The 19,869-nt window shown below is 62.4% G+C and carries 18 protein-coding genes and 1 pseudogene; 8 read left to right on the top strand and 11 right to left on the bottom strand.

Annotated features, from left to right (window positions below; all coding sequences use genetic code 11):
* Positions 1-78: 78 nt before the first annotated feature.
* The gene (locus ACSJLU_RS15440; protein WP_380824805.1) at positions 79-2,451 is read right to left on the bottom strand and encodes a glucose/quinate/shikimate family membrane-bound PQQ-dependent dehydrogenase; all 2,373 of its coding nucleotides are present in this window, start codon (positions 2,449-2,451) and stop codon (positions 79-81) included.
* Positions 2,452-2,598: 147 nt separating this feature from the next.
* The gene (gene pqqU / locus ACSJLU_RS15435) at positions 2,599-4,737 is read right to left on the bottom strand and encodes a TonB-dependent receptor PqqU (protein WP_188016081.1); all 2,139 of its coding nucleotides are present in this window, start codon (positions 4,735-4,737) and stop codon (positions 2,599-2,601) included.
* A gap of 305 nt (positions 4,738-5,042) precedes the next feature.
* On the opposite strand from pqqU, the gene ACSJLU_RS15430 reads away from it, so the two are divergent.
* On the top strand, positions 5,043-6,032 hold the full coding sequence (locus tag ACSJLU_RS15430) for an aldo/keto reductase (protein ID WP_238969501.1): 990 nt from the start codon (positions 5,043-5,045) through the stop codon (positions 6,030-6,032).
* Here ACSJLU_RS15430 and ACSJLU_RS15425 read toward each other — a convergent pair.
* On the bottom strand, positions 6,029-6,922 hold the full coding sequence (locus tag ACSJLU_RS15425) for a LysR family transcriptional regulator (RefSeq protein ID WP_043140030.1): 894 nt from the start codon (positions 6,920-6,922) through the stop codon (positions 6,029-6,031). The two genes, ACSJLU_RS15430 and ACSJLU_RS15425, sit on opposite strands and share 4 nt — an antisense overlap.
* A gap of 172 nt (positions 6,923-7,094) precedes the next feature.
* Between ACSJLU_RS15425 and ACSJLU_RS15420 the strand changes: the two genes are divergently transcribed.
* On the top strand, positions 7,095-7,490 hold the full coding sequence (locus tag ACSJLU_RS15420) for a (R)-mandelonitrile lyase (protein ID WP_089181061.1): 396 nt from the start codon (positions 7,095-7,097) through the stop codon (positions 7,488-7,490).
* A gap of 6 nt (positions 7,491-7,496) precedes the next feature.
* On the opposite strand, the pseudogene ACSJLU_RS15415 reads toward ACSJLU_RS15420, so the two are convergent.
* From ACSJLU_RS15415 to gabD, 3 genes and pseudogenes are all read right to left on the bottom strand, one after another.
* Positions 7,497-7,864: pseudogene (locus ACSJLU_RS15415) on the bottom strand (glyoxalase superfamily protein).
* Between the two features lie 22 nt (positions 7,865-7,886).
* Complete coding sequence (locus ACSJLU_RS15410) at positions 7,887-8,300, bottom strand: GyrI-like domain-containing protein (RefSeq protein ID WP_025303380.1); 414 nt, start codon at positions 8,298-8,300, stop codon at positions 7,887-7,889.
* 99 nt (positions 8,301-8,399) lie between these two features.
* Positions 8,400-9,875, bottom strand: coding sequence for an NADP-dependent succinate-semialdehyde dehydrogenase (gene gabD / locus ACSJLU_RS15405; RefSeq protein WP_049209454.1), 1,476 nt, complete (start codon positions 9,873-9,875; stop codon positions 8,400-8,402).
* Positions 9,876-10,089: 214 nt separating this feature from the next.
* On the opposite strand from gabD, the gene ACSJLU_RS15400 reads away from it, so the two are divergent.
* Entirely contained in the window at positions 10,090-10,305 is a 216-nt protein-coding gene (locus ACSJLU_RS15400) for a glycogen synthase (protein ID WP_004935234.1), read from the top strand.
* A 37-nt stretch (positions 10,306-10,342) separates the two neighbouring features.
* On the opposite strand, the gene ACSJLU_RS15395 is transcribed toward ACSJLU_RS15400, so the two are convergent.
* Both ACSJLU_RS15395 and ACSJLU_RS15390 read right to left on the bottom strand, forming a co-directional pair.
* Complete coding sequence (locus ACSJLU_RS15395) at positions 10,343-11,257, bottom strand: pyridoxamine 5'-phosphate oxidase family protein (RefSeq protein ID WP_049203979.1); 915 nt, start codon at positions 11,255-11,257, stop codon at positions 10,343-10,345.
* 4 nt (positions 11,258-11,261) lie between these two features.
* The gene (locus tag ACSJLU_RS15390) at positions 11,262-11,879 is read right to left on the bottom strand and encodes a glutathione S-transferase family protein (protein ID WP_049203978.1); all 618 of its coding nucleotides are present in this window, start codon (positions 11,877-11,879) and stop codon (positions 11,262-11,264) included.
* A 98-nt stretch (positions 11,880-11,977) separates the two neighbouring features.
* Between ACSJLU_RS15390 and ACSJLU_RS15385 the strand changes: the two genes are divergently transcribed.
* From ACSJLU_RS15385 to ACSJLU_RS15365, 5 genes are all read left to right on the top strand, one after another.
* Positions 11,978-12,889, top strand: a complete 912-nt coding sequence (locus ACSJLU_RS15385; RefSeq protein ID WP_380824812.1) for a LysR family transcriptional regulator — start codon at positions 11,978-11,980, stop codon at positions 12,887-12,889.
* Between the two features lie 147 nt (positions 12,890-13,036).
* Positions 13,037-13,834: an alpha/beta hydrolase gene (locus ACSJLU_RS15380; RefSeq protein WP_060660544.1), complete on the top strand. Its 798-nt coding sequence runs from the start codon at positions 13,037-13,039 to the stop codon at positions 13,832-13,834.
* 1 nt (position 13,835) lies between these two features.
* A complete protein-coding gene (locus tag ACSJLU_RS15375; protein ID WP_033643621.1) occupies positions 13,836-14,207 on the top strand; it encodes a RidA family protein in 372 nt (123 codons plus the stop codon).
* Positions 14,208-14,265: 58 nt separating this feature from the next.
* Positions 14,266-15,453, top strand: a complete 1,188-nt coding sequence (locus tag ACSJLU_RS15370) for an amino acid aminotransferase (protein ID WP_380824816.1) — start codon at positions 14,266-14,268, stop codon at positions 15,451-15,453.
* A gap of 20 nt (positions 15,454-15,473) precedes the next feature.
* Positions 15,474-16,871: an amino acid permease gene (locus ACSJLU_RS15365; protein ID WP_025303372.1), complete on the top strand. Its 1,398-nt coding sequence runs from the start codon at positions 15,474-15,476 to the stop codon at positions 16,869-16,871.
* 50 nt (positions 16,872-16,921) lie between these two features.
* Here the strand turns inward: ACSJLU_RS15365 and paaY are convergent, their stop codons facing one another.
* The 3 genes from paaY to paaK all read right to left on the bottom strand — a co-directional run bounded on the left by paaY (position 16,922) and on the right by paaK (position 19,856).
* On the bottom strand, positions 16,922-17,518 hold the full coding sequence (gene paaY / locus ACSJLU_RS15360; RefSeq protein WP_021505794.1) for a phenylacetic acid degradation protein PaaY: 597 nt from the start codon (positions 17,516-17,518) through the stop codon (positions 16,922-16,924).
* Positions 17,519-17,530: 12 nt separating this feature from the next.
* Positions 17,531-18,469, bottom strand: a complete 939-nt coding sequence (gene paaX, locus ACSJLU_RS15355; protein ID WP_043140497.1) for a phenylacetic acid degradation operon negative regulatory protein PaaX — start codon at positions 18,467-18,469, stop codon at positions 17,531-17,533.
* Positions 18,470-18,548: 79 nt separating this feature from the next.
* Positions 18,549-19,856: a phenylacetate--CoA ligase PaaK gene (gene paaK / locus ACSJLU_RS15350; protein ID WP_016927188.1), complete on the bottom strand. Its 1,308-nt coding sequence runs from the start codon at positions 19,854-19,856 to the stop codon at positions 18,549-18,551.
* Positions 19,857-19,869: the final 13 nt, after the last annotated feature.

Raw genomic sequence — 19,869 nt, 5'->3', positions numbered from 1 at the left:
TGCGAGAGGGGTGTCAGCGGGGAGGGAAAAGAAAAAGCACGCCTTGCGGCGTGCTTTGCGAGGTACTAACGGCGGTGGTTACTTCTGATCGGGCAGGGCGTAAGCGATCACATAGTCGCCCAGCTTGGTGCCGAAGGAACCGTGGCCACCGGCGTAGATCAGCACGTACTGCTTGCCATTGACCTCATAGGTCATCGGCGTCGCCTGGCCGCCGGCCGGCAAGCGTGCTTCCCACAGTTTTTCACCGTTGGTCACGCTGAAAGCGCGCAGGTAGTTGTCAGCGGTGGCGCCGATGAAGAACACGTTACCGGCGGTGGTTACCGGGCCGCCCAGCATCGGCATGCCCATTTTGAACGGCAGTGGCAGCGGTGAGCTGTCGCGCACGGTGCCGATGCGTTTTTTCCACACGATGTCGTTGGTTTTCAGATCCACGGCGGAAATGTAACCCCAGGCCGGCTGTTTGCACGGCAGGCCGAACGGTGACAGGAACGGGTTCAGGGTAACGCCGAACGGCACGCCATATTGCGGCTGTACGCCGGACTCGGTGCCGCTGCCGCCTTTGTCGTCTTCCGGCGGCTCAATCGGGTTGCCTGGGCCGCGCGGGATCAGTTTGGAGACGAACGGCAGCGCGATCGGGTTGGCGATGGCGATTTCGCGATCGGTATCGACGGCCAGGCCGCCCCATTCGAACATGCCCAGGTTACCCGGGAACACCAGCGTGCCCTGCTCGGAAGGCGGGGTGAAGGTGCCTTCATAACGCAGGCTGTGGAACATCACGCGGCAGACCAGTTGGTCATAGATGGTCGCGCCCCACATGTCCGCACCGGTCAGCTTCTTCTCAGGACGGAAGGTCAGCTCGGAGAACGGCTGGGTCGGTGACAGGCGGTCGCCTTTGGCCGGGCCCTGAGGTACCGGTTTCTCCGGCGCCGGCACCACCAGCTCGCCGTTGGTGCGGTTCAGCACGAAGATGTTGCCGGTTTTGGTCGGCACATAGATGACCGGCACTTTTTTACCGCTCTTGTCGGTAATGTCCGCCAGGGTCGGCTGCGCCGGCACGTCCATATCCCACAGGTCGTGGTGGACCGTCTGATAGAACCAGGCCAGTTTGCCGGTGGAGGCGTTCAGCGCCAGCAGGCCGCTGGCGTAGCGCTCCATTTCCGGGGTGCGGTTGCCGCCCCAGATGTCCGGCGTGGCGACGCCCATCGGCAGATAGACGATATCCAGCTTGGCGTCATAGGCGGCCGGCGCCCAAGAGTTCGGCGAGTTCGGCACGAAGTGGTGCTCGTCCGCCGGGATGGCGTTCGGATCTTTCGCGCCCGGATCGAAGGCCCACAGCAGCTTGCCGCTGTTGATGTCGAAGCCGCGGATCACGCCGGAAGGCTCACGGTTGGAGTAGTTGTCGGTCACGGCACCGGCAACGACGATCACGTTATCGGTGATCACCGGCGGCGAGGTCGGCTCGTAGTGGCCCGGCGTCGCATACGGCATGTTGCTCTGCAGGTTCAGCTCGCCGTTGTTGGCGAAGTCCGGGCACGGTTTGCCGGTTTCGGCGTCCAGCGCGAACAGGCGGCCGTCGTTGACCGGCAGAATGATGCGGCGTGCGCACATCGCCGGTGCGGCATCGCCGGCGGCGCCCGCGGCTGCAGCGGTTTCGTGGTAAGACACGCCGCGGCAGGTGATGTGCTGGAAGGTCGGGTTGTACTTCAGCTGCGGATCAAATTTCCACTTTTCTTTACCGGTGGCGGCATCCAGCGCGAACAGCTTCTGGTGCGGCGTACACATGTAAAGGGTATCGCGGATCTTGATCGGCGTGACTTCGTTGGTGATCTCACCCGGATCGTTGGCGGTCTTCAGATCGCCGGTCTGGAAACGCCAGGCTTCTTGCAGCTGGCCAACGTTTTTGTCGTTGATCTGGCTCAGCGGCGAGTAACGGGTGCCTTCCTGGGTGCGGCCATAGGCCGGCCAGTCGGCGCCGGTGGCGTCTTTCGGCTGGACCTGCGCGGCGTCAAGGGTGCCGTTGATCTCTTGCGGATCGTTGAATACGGCATAGGCCAGTGCGATGACGGTGATCGCCAGCGCCGCGCTCAGCGCACCGTAGGCGAATTTGCCGTTGGCGACCAGCTTACGGTAGATAAACGGCAGCACCAGCCACAGGCCGAAGAAGAAGGTGACGTCCAGGCGCGGCGTCAGCGCCCAGAAGTCCGGGCCGACTTCCCACAGGGCCCAAATAGTGGTGCCCAGCAGGAACACCGCGTACAGCAGCAGCGCGGTGGCGCGGCGGCGGAACAGCAGCCAGGAGGTCGCCAGCAGCACCAGACCGGCGATGATGTAATACAGCGAACCGCCCAACTTGGCCAGCCAGATGCCGCCGCCGAGCAGATAAAGCCCGCTCAGCGCGGCAAACAGCGCCGTTATGACGATAAGCGGCGATAGTGACGCTTTATTTTGCATAGCAATACCCTTACCAAAAATGAAAGTCCCCGATTTAGAGATTAAGCCAAATCGGAAAAAACACGCGGTTTCTCCCTATTATTTCAGCGGGAAGCCGCTAGGGTGACGTAAAACCCATCCCGTCTTTTAACCTTAAGGTGCTTTGCCTTATTCAAAGCGGTAAGACAAGGTGGCGCCGCCACCCCAGTTGCGACCCGGCGCCGGCTCGAAATAGCGGCCATTGCCTTCGTTGACGATCACCGAACCGACGTAACGGCGGTCGAAAATATTGTCCACCCGGCTGAACACGTCCAGCGCCCAGCGGTTCCAGGTAAAGCGATAACCGGCGTTTACGCCGGCCACGGTGTAAGAGGGGGCCTGCGCGCTGTTGGCGTCGTTGGCCTGAATGTCGCTCATGTAGCGCAGCTCCGCGCCGGCGTGCCAGCCTTCCGGCGGTGCAAAGGCCAGCGAGGCGTAGCCCATATTGCGGGCGATGCCTGGCAGGTGATTGCCGGCGGGGGTACAGCCGGATTTACCGCACATATCGCTGCGGTAGGTGGCGTCCAGCAGCGTCCAGGCCATATGCAGGCGCCAGTCCAGTGCGAACTCTTGATCCAGCGCCAGCTCCAGGCCGCGCCGCCGGGTTTTGCCGGCGTTGGCGTAGCTGGTGCGTCCGCCGCTGCTTTCCGCCACCACCAGCTCGTTGTCGGTATCGGTCTGGAACAGCGCAGCGCTCACCAGGCCGTTGCCGAGGCGCAGCTTGCTGCCCAGTTCGACGGTATCGCTGGTGGACGGCTGCAGGCCGATATTGAGGCCCGTCTGGCCGTCGGGGCGGTAGGAGAGTTCGTTGATGGTCGGGGTTTCAAAGCCGCGGCCGGCGGAGAGATAGACGTTCCACGCCGGATTGATCTTGTAGTTGAGCGAGCCCATCGGCAGCCACTGGTGGTAGCGTTTGCTGCCGCTGTCGTCGCCGTTGCGCGGCGTGATGTAATAGTCGGTCGAGTCGAAGCTGACGGTGCTGTAGCGCAGGCCGGCGTCCAGCGTCCAGCGCGGCGTCAGTTGCCAGGAGGTTTGCAGGTAAGGATCCAGGTTCCAGATACGGTTCTTCTCGTTGCGCCGCTGGTCGCCTTTCTCGCCGTAGTCCACAGTGCCGTCTCGCAGAATAAAGTTTTCGAACCCCTGGCGGCGTTCGGTCATGGTTTCATAATCCAGACCGCCGATCAGTGTTACCGGTAACGATGCGAGAGTATCCTCATGCTTCCAGCGAGTGTCAATGCCCTGATATTTTCTTTCCAGCACGATCACCCCGCCGGCGTGGGTGGGGTTGAGCTGCGGCCCCATCGGGATGGACTGGTACTGCGTGGTGTGGCGCTCGCCGTGGTAGGCAGTCAGCGTCAGTTCGTCGCGCTCGCTCATCTGGCGCTGATAGCGCAGGCCGGCCTGGGTCTGATCGAGCGACTTGCGGGTGTTAAATTGATCCGCGCGCGGCGCCTGGCGCGGGTTTTCCTTCCACTCTGCCTCGGTCAGGCCGCCCGGATCGCCGGCATCGATTGAGACGCTGTTGAACATCAGCGTCAGGGTGCTGACGTCGTCCAGCCGCACACCGAGCTTGCCGTTGCCGAGGTTTTTCCGCGCGGCGCTGTGATCGCGGTAGCCCTGAGTGGTGAAGCGGGTGCCCGAGATGGCGTAGTTGACGTCGCCGGCCTGGGTACCGTCGCCGGTGGCGCCGGTCGCTTTCACCCCATAGCGCCAGGTATTGTCGCTGCCGAAATAGCCGCCGGCCTCCAGCGTTGGCGGCTGGGTGCCGGTCTGGGTGTCAACGTTGATCACCCCGCCCGAAGCGTTGCCGTACAGCGCGGAATAGGGGCCGCGCAGCACCTCGATGCGCTCGACGGAGTTGATGTCGATGTTGGAGGTTTGTCCCTGGCCGTCGGGCATGGTGGCGGGAATGCCGTCGACGTACATGCGCACCCCGCGCACGCCGAACATCGATCGGCTGCCGAATCCGCGTATCGACAGCTGCAGATCCTGCGCATAGTTTTGCCGGTTTTGGAGCTGCAGGCCCGGCACGCTGCCGAGGTTTTCCGACAGGTTAATCTGCGGTGCGGCGTTGCGCAGGTCCTGGCCGTCGATCACGCTGACGGACACCGGCGATCCCAGCTCGGTCAATCCGGTGGGTTGCGCCATCACCACCAGGGTGTCGCTTTTCTCTTCATTATTTTCTGCCGCCAGTGCCTGACTGGCAAACATGGGATGTAGCAATAGCATTGCAGCCGGGGTAAGCACGGCGCTTTTCTTATTGGTCATGGAATAAATCTGCCACTGGTATTGAAAGGGAATTGCAAGTCGATTCAGAGTTAGCCATCTGTCGCTCCATCTACATGACGCTAAACGAAAAGGGTAAGGCATCCTGATATCAGTATAGAGTATCTCGGGCAGGAACGTTCCCGCAAAAACTCCGGTCCCAGCGACGGTTAACGGATTCATGAGCCTGGCTCATAAGCTCAAGCGTATTTCGCCCCATAGTCATGGCGGCAGTCGCGTTTTACAGTCACCACACCGGAACGGCTCCGCGTCACGCGGGGCCGGTATCAATCAGTGGGAGAGTGAAGATGCAAACACGCAAATTGGGGCGCGAAGGGCTGGAAGTCTCGGCGTTGGGGTTGGGCTGTATGGGACTGAGCTTTGGCTACGGCCCGGCCACCGACAAACGGCAGGCGGTCGATCTGATCCGTGCCGCGGTTGACGAGGGCGTGACGTTCTTCGATACCGCCGAGATTTATGGTCCGTTCACCAACGAGGAATTGTTGGGCGAAGCGCTGGCGCCGGTGCGCGACCGGGTCGTCATCGCCACCAAGTTCGGTTTCGATCTGCCGCAGCCGGCGGGGCAACAGGTGTTGAACAGCCGTCCGGAGCATATTCGCCAGGCGGTGGAAGGCTCGTTGAAGCGCCTGCGGATAGAGACGATCGATTTGCTGTATCAGCACCGTGTCGATCCTGAGGTGCCTATCGAGGAGGTGGCCGGTACGGTGCAGCAACTGATTCGCGAAGGGAAAGTGAAGTATTTCGGCCTGTCGGAAGCCGGCGCGCAAACCATTCGGCGAGCTCACGCGGTGCAGCCGGTCACGGCGCTGCAAAGCGAATATTCGCTGTGGTGGCGCGAGCCGGAGCGTGAAATCTTGCCGACGCTGGCAGAGCTGGGCATCGGTCTGGTGCCGTTCAGCCCGCTCGGCAAAGGCTTTCTCACCGGCGCCATTACCGAGGACACCCCCTTTGACAGCGGCGATTTTCGCAACCTGGTGCCGCGCTTCAGCGCCGAAGCGCGCCGGGCCAATCAGGCGCTGGTGAGCGTGCTGGGGCAGATAGCGCAGCGCAAAGGCGTGACGCCGGCGCAGATCGCCCTGGCCTGGCTGCTGGCCCAGCAGCCGTGGATCGTGCCGATCCCGGGAACCACCAAGCGTCACCGGCTGGAAGAAAACTTTGCGGCGGCGTCGGTGGTGTTGGCGGCGGACGAACTGGGCGCGATCGAGCGTGCGCTCTCCGCTATCGACGTGATCGGCGATCGTTACCCGGCGTATCTGCAGAAGAACGTCGGGCGTTAAGCCCCGCGTCGCAGCGCCTCAATCAGCAGCGCAAAGGCGGTAGTGTGTTGCCTGCGGCTTGGATAATAGAGGTAATAACCGGGAAACGGCGGGCACCAGTCGTCCAGCGCCATCAGCAACCGACCGTCGGCCAGCGGCTCGGCGACGGTATCTTCCGGCACAAAGGCGATGCCGAGGCCGAGCTGCGCGGCGTCGATTCGCTGGCGCAGGCTGTTGAAGGTCAGTTGCCCCTCCACCCGCACTTTAATCTCCCGGCCATCGCGGGCAAATTCCCAGGCGTACAGCCCGCCGAGGGTGGGCAGGCGCATGTTGATGCAGCGATGGTTTTGCAGCGCTTGCGGCGTAGCGGGGAGGCCGTAACGGGCGAAATAGTCAGGGGAGGCGACGGGCACCATGCGCATGTCCGGCCCGATGCGCACCGCGACCATGTCCTTCGCCACCTGTTCCCCCAGCCGGATTCCGGCGTCGAATCGCCCGGCGACGATGTCGGTCAGGCTGTTGTCGACGGTGATTTCCACGTTGATATCCGGGTAATCGACGAGAAAAGTGCGCAGCACCGGCCACAGTACTGCATCCACCGCGTGTTCGCCGGCGGTGATGCGGATGTTGCCGGCGGGCCGATCGCGCATTTCACCCAGCGCGTTCAGCTCGCTTTCAATCTCCGCCAAGCGCGGGCCAATGCTGTTGAGCAGCCGCTCACCGGCCTCGGTGGGGGCGACGCTGCGAGTGGTGCGCGTGAGCAAGCGCAGCGCCAGGCGTTCTTCCAGGCCGCGAATAGCGTGGCTGAGTGCCGATTGGGAAACCCCAAGCTGCGCCGCCGCTTTGGTGAAGCTGCGCTCCCTGGCCACCATCAGGAAAGCGATCAGATCGTTAAAGTTTTCTTTCAACATACCGGCACCGGAGAGCAAAGTTGGGGCGCTGCCGCGCGTAGATTTATGAATTGAGCTCATAGCTCCTTGCGCATTTTACCCGCTAGTCACCGGAAAAGCATGGCGCTATCTTGGCATCGCTGACTTATAACTATCAGCGTCGGTTGGAAAGCCGACGTGGAGGACACGACAGATGAAAATACAACGCAGCGGTTCTATCCCATCACAGTGCGGTTCGGCGGATTACTTTACCGGGCAGGTACGCATCGATGCCCCCTTCGCCGGTGACGCGCCGGCCAGGGTGGGCGGCGCGACCGTCACCTTCGAACCCGGCGCCCGCACGGCCTGGCATACGCATCCGCTCGGCCAGACGCTGATCGTCACTCAGGGGCGCGGGTGGATCCAGATGTGGGGCGAGAAGACGCAGGAGATGCATCCCGGCGATATCGTTTGGATACCGGCCGACGTCAAACACTGGCACGGTGCGACATCGGACACCGCCATGACCCATATCGCCATCGCCGAAGCGGTGGACGGCAGCCCGGTGACCTGGCTTGAGCCGGTCAGCGAGGCGGAATATCGGCCATAACGCCGATCAGGCCGAGGGGCTCTGTTCGCAAAACCGCAGCCGGTTGCCGAACGGATCGGTGAGGTTCAGCTCTTTGCCCCAGTCGACAATCTCCAGGCCCGGCCGGGCATAGCGATAGTTTTTGGCCGTGAGCTCCCGGTGCAGCGCGTCGATATCGTGCACCGGGATGAAAATGGCGGCGCCGGGCGTGCTGTCGCCGTAGTGTCGCTCAGGTGCAGCGTCAGCCCGGTGCGGGTCACCTGCATGTACAGCGGTAGGTCTTCGCTGAAGCGGTGCTCCCACGCCAGCGTGAAACCGAGAAAATCCAGATAAAACTCTTTGGCCTTGTCGACGGAAAAGATACGCAGGATCGGAATGGCGGGGGAGAGCGTCATCATTGTTGACCTCACTGTCGCGTTAGCGGCAGCCGATATGGATATCGACCGCGTCGGGGCCGGTATAGGCTTCGAAGTCGGTCAGGAAGCGACGTTCGATTTCCGGGTGTTGCTCGAAGTAGGCCCAGATGGCTTGCCAGCCTTCGATGACCGCCGCCGGCATGGCGCCTCGGGCCTGGAACACCAGATAGCGGCCAGGTTGGATGTGCAAACCGCTCTGTGCCTCACTGCCGGCGGTGACATCAAACGGCCCGCTGGCGTCGGAGGCGTAGTTGGAGTAGACCCCGTAAACCGGCATGGCGGGCGAGGTGGCGAAAAAGTCTGACCACAGCGCGGGGATTTTAGCCGTCTCGGGCTGGGTTTCGTCCTGATTGGTGGTTCTGATTGTCTGGCCGGCGACGTAAAAATCGGGCAGGTGTACCGAGAGGGGCTGCATAGAGGCAATTCCTTTTAACCGCTGAAAAGATGTCTAAAGGTAGCAAAGGCTCCCCAAAACCGCCAGACAGGGCCCCCGCAGGCGCGGGGGGCCCTCACATCAGGCGCCCAAACCGCCGAGGCACAGGTATTTGATTTCGAGATAGTCCTCGATGCCGTATTTTGAGCCTTCGCGGCCCAAACCGGAGTGCTTCATGCCGCCGAACGGCGCCACTTCGGTGGAAATCAGCCCTTCGTTGATGCCGACAATGCCGTACTCCAGCGCTTCGGCCACGCGCATCACCCGGCCGATGTCGCGGCTGTAGAAGTAAGCGGCCAGGCCGAACGGCGTGTCGTTGGCCAGTTCGACGGCGTCGGCCTCCTGGCTGAAGCGGATCAGGGGCGCCACCGGGCCGAACGTCTCCTCACGGAAGATTTTCGCCGTGCGCGGCACATCGGTCAGGATAGTCGGGGTGAAGAAATTGCCGCCCAGCGCGTCAGGCTTGCCGCCCAACAGCACCGAGGCGCCGTGCTCGACGGCGTCGGCGATATGCTCGCGCACTTTCTCCACCGCGTCCGAGTTAATCAACGGGCCGATGGTGACGCCATCATCCAGGCCGTTGCCGACTTTCAGCTTGGCGACGGCGGCTTTCAGCTTGGCGGCGAACGCATCATATACGCCGTCCTGCACCAGAAAACGGTTGGTACAGACGCAGGTCTGGCCGGCGTTGCGGTATTTTGAGGCGACCGCGCCGGCCACGGCGGCGTCCAGATCGGCGTCATCAAACACGATAAACGGCGCGTTGCCGCCCAGCTCCATACTGGTTTTCTTGATGGTGGGCGCACACTGGGCCAGCAGCTGCGCGCCGACCTCGGTGCTGCCGGTGAAGGAGAGTTTGCGCACGTCCGGGTTGGCGGTGAGTTCGCCGCCGATGCCTTTGCTGGGGCCTGTTATCACGTTGCATACCCCGGCTGGCAGCCCGGCGCGCTCCGCCAGCACGGCGATCGCCAGCGCCGAGAACGGGGTCTGGCTGGCGGGGCGGATCACCCCGGTGCAGCCGGCGGCCCAGCCGGGGCCGGCTTTGCGGGTGATCATCGCCGCCGGGAAGTTCCACGGGGTGATGGCCGCGAACACGCCGATCGGCTCTTTTTGCACGATGATGCGGCGACCGGCCTGCGGCTGTGGAATGGTGTCGCCATATACCCGTTTGCCTTCTTCGGCGAACCATTCGATAAAGGAGGCGGCATAGGCGATTTCACCGCGGCTTTCGGCCAGCGGTTTGCCCTGTTCCGCTGTCATGATGCGCGCCAGATCTTCCTGATTTTCCATCATCAATTCAAACAGCCGCCGCAGCTTGCCGGCGCGCTCTTTGGCGGTCAGCGCGCGCCAGGCGGGCAGCGCTTTTTTGGCGGCGGCGATGGCGCGAGCGGTTTCTTCGGCGCCGAAGGCCGGTACGTGGCCGACCCGTTCGCCGTTGGCGGGGTTATGAATAGCGATCGAACGGCCTTCCTGGGCCGGCAACCATTGCCCGTCGATGTAGTTGGCCTCGCGGAACAGCGTGGGATCCTTGAGGGTAGCGCAGATGCTGGTGCTCATGAGTCTCTTCCTTCTTTCCTGAGTTCAACAGAGTGGTCTATCCCATACGGCTACCCTTTACCCTAGCAAATTTTGCCGCCGCCGTTTGCCCGCGCGGCAACAAGATGGTCGTTTTCTTTATGCGCACCTTCTGTACAAAAAATATCCTCCGCCGGGCCGATACTGAAAGAGCAGGCATATGACCCTTTTCGATGTAATTAAAAGGAGTGTGCGAATGATGAAATCAGTGGACAGACATCTCGCGGCCTACGGCAGCGAAATGGATTTTTTGGCGTCGAGCATCGCTCTGATGGAATGGCAAGGGCGGCAGATTGACGCCGGGCAGGTGGCCGGCAATATGTCGGAGCAGCAAAGCCGCCTGTTCTTTGCGCGGTTGAATTATTTTCGTCAACTTTATCAGGCCGCATCGGCGGCCGAACACAGCCTGTAATTTCCGATCCAGCCCCGCCGCAGCGGGGCTTTTCATTTCAGCGGTGCCACACCCCGGTCGCCAGCGTTGCCGGCGAATACTCCAGATTTCGTCCCCGCCACGGCAGCGCTGCCGCAAAACGCCAGGCGCGGCGCACGTCAAACCGCCAATAGCGTTCTGCGCCTTCAACGGCGGGATGCCCCTCCGTTTGCCAGAGGATCTGCGTTTCCCCCTGCAGATGCAGCACGTCGCCGCGTTCAAAATCGATGAACAGCAGCGCCGCCCGCGGTTCGGCCAGCAGATTGCCCAGCGTGTTCATGTAGCGGTTGCCGCGAAAATCCGGCATCCACAGCGTGTCGCCTTCCAGATGGATAAAGCCGGGGCGGCCGCCGCGATGGGAAATATCCACGCCGCCCTGCGCCAGTGCCAGGTGCGCGCCGCTGGCGACGAAGCAGGTGTCCGCGGCGCGGATCAGCGCCTGCGCCGCCGCATCCAGCGAGGCTAAATGCTCAACCGGCTGCGGCCGGCTGTCCACCGGGTAGAGTTCGCGGCGCTGAATGTACTGCGGGCAGTTGCCGAAGCTTTGCTGAACGAGGATTTCCACCCGGTTTTTGTCGGTGCGGCTGACGGCGCCGTTGGCGCGGTTGCGCCGCCGGTTGCTGAAATCCAGCCCCAGCGCGCCGACCGGCTTGCCGGGCAGCAACAGCGCCTGGGCGGGATCGTCGCTGCGGCGCGGCGCGCTGATGCGTAAATGCGTGTCGTCCGGCGTGCGTAAAAATCCGGGCGGGCCGGTAAACAGGGTGGCGATGGGCCAGCCTTGTTCATCCAGCGTGGCGACGAACAGGTAGGGCAGCGCGGCGAAAAACGCGCGGTGCTGATCCGGCATCGCGGGGTAGATGCCGCCGCCTACGCCGCCAAACCCGGCCAGCGTCTGTGCGCGCAGCTCATCCGGATGGAACAGTTGCGGGATCATGGCGTCAGCTCGCCGCCGGTTCCGGCAGGGCCGGCATGGCAAAGAAGCCGGGCAGTGCAACGATGCGCGCCGCCCAGCGCCGTATCGCAGGGTAAGGCGCCAACGAAATGCCGCCTTCGGCCGCGACCGCTACGTAGCTGTGGCAGGCCAGATCGGCGATGGTGGGCTGTTCGGTGGCCAGGTAGTCCCGCTCGCTCAGATGCTGTTCCATCTGCGGCAGAAAACGATCGCTGACCGCCCGCGCCGCCTGATAATCCTCCGGCACCGCGAATTGGGCGATCAGTCGGCAAGAGGCCGGGCCGTAGCGAACTTCACCGGCGGCTTTGGAAAGCCAGGCCTGCACCCGCGCGGCCGCCGCCGGCTGTTCCGGCAGCCAGTGACTGTCCGGCGCATAGCGCTTCACCAGATAGACCAGAATGGCGTTGCTGTCGGCCAGCGTCAGATCGCCATCCTGTAAGACCGGGATCTGGCCGAACGGATTGAGCCGGCGGAAGGCTGCGCTCTGCCGTACGTCCGCCGAGGCTTCGACCCATGCATAGGGCAGCGCCAGCATACGCAGCAGCAACGCCACGCGATGAACGTGGCCGGAAAGCGGGGTGCCGTAGAGTGTGATGGTGGACATGGCGTTTCTCCTCAGTGCTTTTTGTCAGCATACTCTTGCGTTGAACGAGCGAAATCCGGCAATGTGGAAATTGATAATTTCACTTTTCGGAAGAATCTATGGATCGGTTAGACGAGTTGGCGATCTTCGTGGCGGTGGTGCAGCAAGGCAGCCTGGCGGCGGCCGGGCGCAAACTGCGGCGTTCGGCGCCGGCGATCACCCGGGCGATCGCCGCGCTGGAACAGCGTTTCGGTACCCGATTGGTGGAGCGAACGACCCGGCGGCTGGCGCCCACCGAAGCGGGTATGCGGCTGTTGGAACGCGCGCAACAGCTGCTGCAGGATTATCAGGCGGTGGTGCAGGATACCGCCGAAGCGCAGCTGAGCGGCTTGCTGCGCGTCACTTCGCCGGTGCAGTTCGGCCGCCGCTATGTGGCGCCGGTGGTGATGGCGTTTCTCGATGATTACCCGCAGATGCAGATCGAAATGGTATTGAACGATCGCAATCTCGATCTGATTGACGAAGGATTGGATATCGCGGTGCGCATCGGTCATCTGCAGGACTCTTCGCGCGTGGCGCGGCGGCTGGGGCAGGTCAGCCGGGTGACGGTCGCCAGCCCGGATTACCTGGCGCGCTGCGGTGAACCGAGCTCACCGGCGCAGCTGGCGGAACATGCCACTATCGTCGGCACCCAGCGGCCGTCGCTGCGCGAATGGCGCTTCGGCCCGCAGGAAAACGGCGAGCGGGTGCGATTGACTCCCCGGCTATTGCTCAACGACGTGGAAGCGCAACTGCTGGCGGTGCGCGCCGGCAAGGGCGTCGCCCGGTTGCTCTCGTATCAGGTGGCGGACGATTTGGCCGCCGGTACGCTGGTGCGGCTGTTGACGGATCACGAGCCGTTGCCTATGCCGGTACAGCTGGTGGCGCAGCAGGCGCAGCACATGCCGCTGAAGGTGCGCGCCTTTTGGGATTATGCATTTGAACGGCTCAGCGCCTTGCCGCAAATTCAGCCGGGTGGGCGGGGGAAATAAGCGCAAAAAGTTTCATGGGTTAAACTTTTTCATTATTCATCAGGTTTTATTTTACCGGGCGCGCATTGCTGATGCGCCCGTCTTGACAATAATGTTGCCGGTGCTAATAGTTAATTCACATCTTAAATAATAAACGAAGTTTAATATATGAAACCACTTGCGGGGAGTTATGACAACGGCGCCACGGTGGATAATGAAGCGGCTATTTTGACTTCATTTCAAACCCGCAGCGCGGCTGTTTATAAACAGACGCGCCATGAAAATAATATTGCTTATGGCAACGGTGAACGCGAAACATTTGATTGGCTCTATTCTGCAAAGCAGCATCAGGGGACGTTAATTTTTATTCACGGCGGCTATTGGCAATTTTGCGATAAGGCGGATTTCGCCTTTATCGCCGCCGGGCCGCTGGCGTTGGGTTTTGACGTGGTGTTGGTGGAATATGCGCTCGCACCGGCGGTGGATCTCGACGAAATATGCCGACAGATCGGAATGGCGCTGGATGCCATTCAGCGCCGCCTGCCGCCGCACTACGCCCATCCGGTTTATCTGTGCGGCCATTCCGCCGGCGGGCAGCTGGCGGCGCTCTGGCAGCAGCATGCGTTGGTGGATGCCGTCTTTCCCATCAGCGGCCTGTTCGAGCTGGCGCCGCTGCAACAAAGTTATGTCAATCGGGCGCTGCAGTTGACCACGCGGCAAATTGAAACGCTCAGCCCGGCGCGCCGCCTGCCGACGCGCGGCAAGCCGCTTACGCTGTATTACGGCGCATTGGAGCTGCCGGAACTGAGAGGTCAGTCGCAACACTATCATGCGGCGCTGCGCCAACGCGGGCTGCCGGCTGAACTGGTCGCGGTGCCAGGCGCCAACCATTTCACCATCCTGGATGCGTTGTTCGCCGCCGACGGCGCGCTGCTTCGCCAACTTGACCACCACGGGAACCACTGACATGCGCGAGATTGTAGAGACCGGGCTGCCGGATATCGGCCAGCCTTTTTCCTGGGCCACCCGGGGCGGCGGCATGCTGTTTACCGCCCACGGCCCGGTGCGGGCGGACGGCAGCATCGACACCGGCGCGCCGGAGCGACAGATTGCGCTGACCTTCGATAACCTGGCGCAGACGCTGAAGGCGGCGGGCAGCCACAGCGATAAGGTGCTGCAGGTGATCGTGTATCTTACCGACGTTAACGACGTTAAATGGCTCGATGATATTTACCGGAAATACTTTAATTATCCTTATCCCAATCGCTCCACGGTTATCGTCGAGAAATTGGTGGTGCCCGGAATGAAAATAGAAATTACCGTCAGCGCCATCGCCTGATTTAATTTCTTCTTAAGTTCGCCTTTATATTAATTCAATAACGAGTTAAGGATGTGTCATGTTTAAACAGATTGCACCTTCCGCGGCCGATCCTATTATGTCGCTGATGGAAGCCTATTTGCAGGACCCCAATCCGCAAAAAGTGAATTTAGGCATTGGTCTGTATTACGACCGACAGGGGAATATTCCGCTGATGCGCGCGGTTGAGGCGGCCGAACAGCGATTGTTGGCGCTGCGTCGCCCACATGGCTATCCGCCGATCGAGGGTTCGTCGCAGTTTGCTCGCCAGGTGCAGACGCTGCTGTTCGGTGAGCAACAGGCGGCCGAGATCGCCACGGTGCAGACCGTCGGCGGCTCCGGCGCGTTGAAGCTGGCGGCGGATTTTTTGCGCCACTTTCTGGCGCGCGGTGAAATTTGGGTGTCCGATCCCACCTGGGCCAATCACTGGGCGATTTTCGAAGGCGCCGGGCTGCGGGTGAATACCTATCCCTACTTTGATGAAGCGGCGGGCGGCCTGCGTTTCGCCGCCATGCTCGACGCGTTGGACAGCCTGCCGCCGGGCAGCGTGGTCCTGTTGCATCCTTGTTGCCATAACCCGACCGGCACCGATCTGACGGCGGAGCAGTGGCGCGCCACGCTCGCCGTGCTGCAGCGACGCAGCCTGCTGCCGCTGTTCGATATCGCCTATCAGGGCTTCGGCGACGGGCTGGAGGAGGACTGCTTTGCGTTGCGCGAAGCGCTGAAAACCGATCTGCCGTTTTTGGTCTGCAATTCGTTTTCCAAAAACGTCGCGCTGTACGGCCAGCGTCTGGGCGCGCTGTCGGTGCGCTGCGCCGACGCGGAAAATGCCGCCAACGTCAAAGGGGCGTTAAAAACGCTGATCCGCCGCAGCTACTCCTGCCCGCCGACGCACGGCAGCCAGATCGTGGAAACCCTGCTCGGCGACGCCGAACTTGGCGAGCTTTGGCGCAATGAGCTGGCAGAAATGCGCTCGCGCATCAAGCAAATGCGTGAACAGCTGGCCGCCGGGCTGGCGCAGGGTGGCTCTTCGCTGGATCACCGGCGTATTCGCGATCAGCGCGGCATGTTCAGCTATACCGGCCTGAACGAAGCGCAGCTGCAGACCCTGCGGCTGCGCTATGCCATCTATCTGGTCTCGCCCGGCCGCATGTGCCTGCCGGGGCTCAATCCCGGCAACATTGACTATGTGACCGCCGCCATTCTCGACGTCACCCGTACCGCCTAACTCCGCTCGGGAACCCAGCCATGCCACAGATGAATGATTTTGAGCATATCGCCCGCCGTCAGGGCGGGTTGAACAAGCATCTTACCGCCGGGCAGATGTCGATGCTGGCGATCGGCGGCGCCATCGGCACCGGGCTGTTTCTCGGCAGCGCCTACGCCATTCAGATGGCGGGACCGTCGGTATTGTTGAGCTACCTGATCGGCGGCGTCATTGCGCTGCTGCTGATGGGCAGCCTGGCGGAGATGACCTCCGAACACCCAACGCCCGGCTCGTTCGGCGACTACGCCGAATTCTATCTCGGCCCGCTGTTCGGTTTTCTGGTGCGTTATTCTTACTGGTCCTGTGTGGTGCTGGCGGTGGGTACCGAAGTCACCGCCATCGGCATGTACATGCAGTTCTGGTTCCCGGCGACGCCGACCTGGCCGTGGGTGCTGCTGTTCTCGGCGGCGGTGATCGTCGTCAACGTGATCGGGGTGAAGTCGTTCGGCCAGGTGGAATACGCGCTGTCCACCGTCAAAGTGACGGCGATCGTGGCGTTTATTCTGATCGGCATCGGCATTCTGGCATTCTCGGGCAACCCGGCCTACGGCCTGCGCAACCTGACCGCCGGCGGCTTCATGCCGTTTGGCGTCAAGGGCATGTGGTTCGCGGTGATCGTGTCCATCTTCAGCTACCTGAGCATTGAAATGATTGCGGTGGCCGCCGGCGAGGCGAAAAATCCGGTGATTGCGGTGAAGGCGGCGTTCAAGGGCACCATCGTGCGGCTGTTCATCTTCTACATGCTGTCGATCGCCCTGATGCTGGCCATCGTGCCCTGGCGCCAGTCCGGCACCGGCGAAAGCCCGTTCCTGATGGCGATGAACGTGATCCATCTGCCCGCCGCCGCCGGTATTTTCAACTTTATCGTGCTGGTGGCAGCGCTGTCGGCAATGAACAGCCAGCTGTACATCACCACCCGCATGATGTTCTCGCTGTCGCGTGCCGGGCAGGCGCCGGCGGCATTGGGGCGCGTCAGCCGGCGCGGCATTCCGGTCAATGCGTTGGCGATGTCGTGCATCGGTATCGTGGTGTCCATCGTGCTGAGCCTGGTGGCGCCGGAAACCTCGTTCGCCGCCATGATGTCTATCTCGGTGTATGGCGCCTGCTTTACCTGGCTGATGATTTTCGTCACCCACCTGTTCTTCCGCCGCCGGCATCGGCAGACCCACCTGAAGTTCCGCATGTGGGGCTTTCCCTATACCACCTTGCTCGGCGCCGGGCTGATGGCGGCGCTGATGATCTCGACGGCGTTTACCGAATTCTTCCGCATGACGCTGTGGTTCGGCATTCCGTTCACCTTGCTGCTGGTGGTGGCTTATCACTTCCAGAGCCGCCGCGCGGCTACACCGTCGCCGTTCAAGGCGCCGGAGGTGGAGTAATGAGGTGGAGTAATAAGGGGAGGGGCTGAGGCGCATCTCAGCCCCGGGGATTAAAGCTGGCTTTTCGGGATCAGGTGGTCGCCGAAGCTCAGGCGTTGGCGGCCCGGTTCGATTTCGGTCAGCGGCGCCACTTCGTGCAGCGAGGATTTGCAGCGCTGTACCAGATCCTGATACTCGCGGGTGCCGGCGATCTTCCAGGCCAGCTCCTGTTCGGTCAGATCGCGCAGCACGCGCGCCGGGCTGCCGACCACCAGCTTGTTGGCTTCGATCACCGCCGCGGCTTTGACGAACGCCATCGCGCCGACGATGGTGTTCTCGCCGATCTCCGCACCGTCCATCACCACCGCGTTCATGCCCACCATCGCGTTGCGGCGAATGCGGCAGCCGTGCAGGATGGCGCCGTGGCCGATATGGCCGTCTTCTTCCACCACCGTGTCCTGCTGCGGGAAGCCGTGCATCACGCAGTTGTCCTGAATATTGGCGCCGTCGCAGATTACCAGGCGGCCAAAATCGCCGCGCAGGCTGGCGTTCGGGCCGATATACACGTGTTTGCCGACGATCACGTCGCCGATCAGCACCGCCGTCGGGTGCACGTAACTGCTGGGGTCGACGACCGGCGTCAGGCCGTCAATCTGATACACAGGCATAGCGTGAGTTCCTTAAAATGTAGGGTCGCGCGGCAGGCCGCCGAAGCGCCGATAGTAGCCGGCGGCCGGTGCGGGCAGGGCGCCGATGGTGGTCTCCGCCAGCGCGCTGACGTACTCCGTCGCGGCGCGATCGACCTGCTGATAGAGATTGATGCACAGATTACGGGCGATTTGGCCCTCCCACTGGGCGGGCAGCAGCGCGTCCGGCAGCAGCGGATCTTTCAACACCACGCGACGGAAGAAGTGAATCAATAATAGCTTAATCTGGAAACCGCGCAGCGGCGTCAGCGCCGCCGGGTCGACTTCGCGCAGCAGCGCCATCAGCGGCCGGAAGGAGACGATAAACTCGTGATAGCCGGCCGCCACATCGCTGAGCGACCAGCAGTCGGCCACCAGTTTCTGCAGCGTTTGCTCGGAGCGGTTGTAGGGGTAATCGGCGCGAAAGTAGATCACCTGCTCACTGGCGTTCAATTCGCCGAGCAGCGCCGTCACGTCGGTTTGCGCATGGGTGGGGGCGGCCATCAGATTGTTGGCGATCTGCCCGAACCCGAGCCAGCCCAGCTCTTTTTTCAGCCGCGCGCGCGCGTTTTTTTCGGCGCATTCCAGCAGCAACAGCTCCCACTTGCCGTCCCAGGCGGGCTGCTCGCGCAGATAGATTTTCGATTCGGCGTGGCGGAACTGGCGCATTCCCTGCTCGGTCACGCGGTAGAAGCTGCGGCGGCCGATTTTCTCCACCGCCAGCCAACCCTCTTTCTGCAGGCGGAACACCGAGGTGCGCACGAAGCGATCGCCGAAACCGAAGGCCTCCAGCAGCGCGCTCAGGCTGCCGAGCCACACTTCGCCGCCGCGGTGGCTGAGCGCGTCGCCGTACAGCGAAATGATCAGCGAGGTGCCGCTGATCGGCTGCGCGTCGACGGCATGGCGAATGAACTCATCCAGTTTATGTTCCATATTTTTCCATGGGTTAGCCTTCGATGAGCCATAACATTACGCCTAATTTGGGGCGGCGTCATCCGTGACGCCGTGCGCCTCAGCGCGGCCGCAGATCGACCACGCGCTGCGCCTTGCCTTCCGAGCGCGGAATATCGCCGCAGTTGGCGATGCTGACGTCGGTGCTGACGCCCACGATCGATTTGATGTGGTGGCGCAGCTGGTGGCAGATATCGCAACGCTGCTGGTGGCTGAGGCTGAGCGCCGACTCCTTGAGCTCGACGCGCACCGCCAGCGTGTCCAGATGCCCGCTGCGGCTGACCTGCAGCTGGTAGTGCGGAGACAGCTGCTCGAACTGCATGATCTGCTCTTCCACCTGCGACGGGAAGACGTTGACACCGCGAATGATCAGCATGTCGTCGGAGCGGCCGGTGATCTTGCCCATGCGGCGCATCTGGCGCGCGTCACCCGGCAGCAGCCGAGTAAGATCGCGGGTGCGGTAGCGGATAACCGGCAGCGCCTCTTTAGTCAGGGTGGTGAACACCAGTTCGCCGTGCTCGCCGTCCGGCAGGGCAATGCCGGTTTCCGGGCAGATGATCTCCGGCAGGAAGTGGTCTTCCCAAATGGTCGGGCCACCGCCGCTCTCCAGACACTCCATCGCTACGCCCGGCCCCATCACTTCCGACAGGCCGTAAATATCCAGCGCCTTGATGCCCATGCGGGTTTCGATTTCGTGGCGCAGGGCTTCGGTCCAGGGTTCGGCGCCGAACACGCCGAGCCGCAGCGAGCAGCCGCGCGCATCGCCGCCCATTTTGCGCTCCAGTTCGTCGATCAGCGTCAGGCAATAGGACGGCGTCACCATGATGATGTCGGGCTTGAAGTCGAGGATCAGCTGCGCCTGGCGCTCCGTCTGGCCGCCGGACATCGGGATCACCGTCGCGCCGAGCCGCTCTGCGCCGTAGTGCGCGCCGAGGCCGCCGGTGAACAGGCCGTAGCCGTAGGCGACGTGCACCTTGTCTTTGGCGGTGGCGCCGCCGGCGCGCAGGCAGCGGGCGACGATATCGGCCCAATTATCGATGTCGCGCTGGGTGTAACCGACCACCGTCGGGCGGCCGGTGGTGCCCGAGGAGGCGTGGATGCGCACCACCTGTTCCATCGGCACCGCGAAGGTGTCGAACGGGTAGTTGTCGCGCAGATCCTGCTTGGTGGTGTAGGGGAAGCGCGCCAGATCGCTCAGCTGTTTGAGATCGTCGGGGTGTACGCCGGCCTGGTCGAATTTGCGTTTGTACATCGGCACATTGTCGTAGGCGTGGTGCAGCGTCCACTTCAGACGCGCCAACTGCAACGCTTCAATCTCATCGCGCGAGGCGAATTCGATCGTTTCGAGGGGCTGTGGATTTATTGTCATGGTTAGCCTCAGG

This window comes from Serratia bockelmannii, assembly GCF_051803255.1.
GTDB lineage: Bacteria > Pseudomonadota > Gammaproteobacteria > Enterobacterales > Enterobacteriaceae > Serratia > Serratia bockelmannii.
The sequence above is the reverse complement of the archived record's forward strand: the minus strand, read 5'-3'. Positions and strand labels throughout refer to the sequence as shown.